This window comes from Micrococcus sp. HMSC31B01, from assembly GCF_001816085.1.
Lineage (GTDB): Bacteria > Actinomycetota > Actinomycetes > Actinomycetales > Micrococcaceae > Micrococcus > Micrococcus luteus.
Window position 1 is genome coordinate 1 of sequence record NZ_KV825265.1, and the last position, 3317, is coordinate 3317.

The window sequence follows — 3317 nt, forward strand, 5'->3', positions numbered from 1 at the left end:
CGCCCGCGCGCGGGGGCCCTCCCGGCACCGGGGGAGCGGGCACCCGCCCCCGACCCGGAGCTGCTCGACCGCATCCGGGCGGACGGGACGCGGCAGGCGTGGTGGGCCGACCGCCTGCGCGCGGCCCACGCGGTGCTGGCCGCGCAGGGCTGACGAGCCCGCCCGGTCCCCGTCGACGCGGGGCATGTGAGCCGGATTACAGCATGTCGACGGGGCGAAATCCGGCGGCCGGGAAGAGTTCAACTCGCGGCCACCTGGGCGTGGCTCGCCGCTCGGAGCGAGGGGCCAAGGTGATGGCGGCCCCGGCCGGTCTCACCCCGGGGTCGTCTCCGGCCCGGCACCGGACCCCGGACCATCCCCACGACGCGAAGGACCCCGTCATGCTGAAGCGCCTCCTCCCCATGGCCGGCCACACCCGTGGCAACCGCTCCGCCGTCACGTGCGAGCTCAAGTGCGGCAACGCGTGCGCCCACCCGGTGCCCAACACCTCGGCGAACCCGACCTTCCAGCAGATCGCGGAGACCGCCATCTCGCGCCGCTCCGCCCTGGTCGGCGGCACCGGTCTCGCCGCCGCCGTCGTCATCGGCTCCCAGGTGGCCCAGGCCCCCGAGGCGCTCGCGGACAACGGCCGGCGCCCGACCGGCGGCGGCAAGCTCCCCTTCGAGCCCATCGCGCCGGTGAGCCGCACCGTGGACACCATGACCGTGCCGGAGGGCTACGACTGGGGCACCGTGATCCGCTGGGGCGACCCGCTGTTCGCCGACTCCCCGGAGTTCGACATCGAGCACCAGACCGGTGCGTCGCAGGCCGCCCAGTTCGGCTACAACAACGACTACCTGAACATCATCACCGACGGCGGCAACGACCGCTCCGGCTACCTCGTCTCCAACCACGAGTACACCAACGAGAACATCATGTTCTCCCCGGAGTACATCGCCTCGAACTTCGAGGACGTCGTCAACGTCGGCCTCCAGGCCCACGGCCTGTCCATCGTGGACCTCAAGCGCGCCAAGCGCGGCGCCCCGTGGGAGTACGTCCGCGGCGGCCGCCGCAACCGCCGCATCACCGGCACCACCGAGTTCGAGGTCCGCGGCCCGGCCGCCGGCCACGCGCTGCTCAAGACCGTCGAGGACCCGACCGGCACCCGCGTGCTGGGCACCCTGAACAACTGCGCCGGCGGCACCACCCCGTGGGGCACCGTGCTCTCCGGCGAGGAGAACTTCAACCAGTACTTCAAGGGCCGCGGCACGGCCGAGGAGAAGCGCTACGGCATCTCCGCCGCCGCCACCAGCCGCGGCTGGGAGAAGGTCCACGACCGCTTCGACCTGACCAAGCCCGGCTACGAGAACGAGGCCAACCGCTTCGGCTGGGTCGTCGAGATCGACCCCGAGGACCCGACCTCCACGCCCGTGAAGCACACCCTCCTGGGCCGCTTCAAGCACGAGGCCGGCACCGCCGTGATCTCCCCGTCCGGCCACGCCGTGGTCTACTCCGGCGACGACGAGCGCCACGACTACCTGTACAAGTTCGTCTCCGCCGAGAAGGTCCGCGAGGGCGACAAGAAGCACAACATGCGCCTGATGGACAAGGGCACCCTCTACGTGGCCAAGTTCTCCGGCGACTCCCCGGCCGCCCAGATCGACGGCAGGGGCACCCTGCCCTCGGACGGCGCCTTCGACGGCTCCGGCGAGTGGATCGCCCTGGCCGACGAGAAGACGTCCTTCGTCCCGGGCATGTCCCTGGCCGAGGTCCTCGTCTACACCCGCCTCGCGGCAGACAAGATGGGCGCCACCAAGATGGACCGCCCGGAGGACGTCGAGACCAACCCGGTCACCGGCAAGGTCTACGCGGCCCTGACCAACAACACCAAGCGCACCGCCGTGGACGAGGCCAACCCGGTCATCGGCAACCGCGACGGCCACGTCATCGAGATCACCGAGCGGGGCGGGGATCACACCTCCACCACCTTCACCTGGGTCATCCTGCTGCTCGCCGGCGACCCGGCGGTCTCCTCCTCGGCCTACTTCGCCGGCTACCCGAAGGAGAAGGTCTCCCCGATCTCCTGCCCGGACAACCTGGCGTTCGACTCCGAGGGCAACCTCTGGATCTCCACCGACGGCCAGCCCGGCACCATCGGCTACGCCGACGCGCTGCACAAGGTCACCCTCGACGGCGCCGAGCGCGGCCGCGTCCAGCAGTTCCTCGCCGTCCCCCGCGACGCCGAGACCTGCGGCCCCGTGATCCACGACCGCGACAACTCCGTGTTCGTCAACGTCCAGCACCCGGGCGAGGACGGCACCTGGGGCGCGCACACCCCCTACTTCCCGGACTTCCTGAGCCCGACTGGCCCGGTCCAGGTGGGCGACAAGGTCGCGGCCCCGCGTCCGTGCGTCGTCCAGGTGTTCAACGCCACCGGGAACAACGGCATCGGCAAGGGCGCCGGCAAGGAGAAGGGCAACAAGGGCAAGGGCAACGGCAACGGCAACGGCAAGGGCAACGGCAACGGCAAGGGCCCGAAGGGCTGACCCCCGCCTCCGCGAGGACCCTCGACGAGGCCGTCACGGCCGGCGCCACCGCGTCACCGTGGCGGCCTCGCCGCGTCCGGGGCCCGTCCGCGCCCGGGCCTAGACTGGTGGCCACCATGACCTCCGTCGACTCCCTCTCCGTGGCGCGCGCCGTCGCCACCGCCCTGATCGACGCCGGCATGCGGGACGCGGTGGTCTGCCCCGGCTCCCGCTCCGCCCCGCTGGCTTACGCGCTCGCGGCCCTCGAGCGCGCCGGCGAGGTCCGCCTGCACGTGCGGGTGGACGAGCGCTCGGCCGGCTTCCTCGCCCACGGGCTCTCGCTGGCCTCGGGGCGCCCGGTGGGCGTGCTGACCACCTCGGGCACCGCCGTCGGGAACCTGCTGCCCGCCCTGATGGAGTCCATCCACGCCGGCACGCGCGTGATCGCGCTGACCGCGGATCGTCCGCCCGAGCTGCACGGCACCGGCGCGAACCAGACCACGGACCAGAGGGGCGTGTTCGGCACGCACGTCCGCCATGCCGCCTCCCTCGGCTGCGACGCCGCCGACGGCGTGGATGCCGAGCAGCATCTGCGCCACGTGCGGGCCACCGTGCGCCGGGCCCTGCTGGCGGCCGAGGGGGTCGTCGCCGAGGCCGGTTCCGACGACGGCGCGCCCGGTCCGGTGACGATGGCAGAGGCCCCGGCCGGGCCGGTCCACCTGAACCTGCACTTCCGCGACCCGCTCGTGCCGAGTCCTGAGGAGGCGGCCGCCATGGGCGCCGCCGCGGCGCCGCACACCCCTGCTCCGGCCG

2 protein-coding genes are annotated in these 3317 nt (G+C 72.9%); both read left to right on the forward strand.

Annotated features, from left to right (window positions below; genetic code table 11):
* Positions 1 to 380: 380 nt before the first annotated feature.
* Positions 381 to 2525, forward strand: coding sequence for a PhoX family protein (locus HMPREF3105_RS09285; protein WP_210401444.1), 2145 nt, complete (start codon positions 381 to 383; stop codon positions 2523 to 2525).
* Between the two features lie 116 nt (positions 2526 to 2641).
* On the forward strand, positions 2642 to 3317 hold a 676-nt coding region (locus HMPREF3105_RS09290), incomplete at its 3' end, for a thiamine pyrophosphate-binding protein (protein ID WP_246830363.1).

Coding starts and splice junctions, on each gene's coding strand:
- HMPREF3105_RS09285 (WP_210401444.1), top strand. CDS start 381: ATGCTGAAGCGCCTCCTCCCCATGGCCGGCCACACCCGTGGCAACCGC.